General features: G+C 74.2%; 1 pseudogene. It reads right to left on the bottom strand.

What is annotated here, in order from left to right:
- Positions 1-408 (bottom strand): annotated as a pseudogene (locus FQ746_RS00055) (ABC transporter permease); the annotation flags it as partial.
- Positions 409-427 lie beyond the last annotated feature (19 nt).

Raw genomic sequence — 427 nt, 5'->3', positions numbered from 1 at the left:
GAACGCGGCGCGATAGACCGCGCTGTCGGGCGGCACCGCGGCCACCCGGCCATCCGGCGTGACCCGCGCGTCGATGCCGTTGAGCAGATAGTCGGGCGTCCAGGCTGACGAGGCGCGCTTGAGCAGCCGCCAGGTATCGGGCACGTCCCGGCCGTCCCACTGGCGCAGCACGCGTGCCAGTTCGGGCATCGCGCCCGGCACCTCCGGGTTGCGCACGCTGCGCGCGAGCAGGATCGCGATCGGCGCGATGAAGGTGGCGAGCAGGAACACCAGCAGCGGCAGCGCGAGCAGCAGCGCCTGGATGGCGGCCTTGCGGCGCGCGCGCCGATAGTTGGCCGCCTGGGCCGCGAGCCGGTGCGCCCTGGGTGCGGCCTGCGCCGCTGGCGCCGGTTGCGGAAGGATCGTCATGAGGCGGAACTCCTGCGCG

Source organism: Paraburkholderia sp. BCC1886 (assembly GCF_900996245.1).
GTDB lineage: Bacteria > Pseudomonadota > Gammaproteobacteria > Burkholderiales > Burkholderiaceae > Paraburkholderia.
Note: the sequence above shows the minus strand (reverse complement) of the source record. Positions and strands in the feature narration are given on the sequence as shown.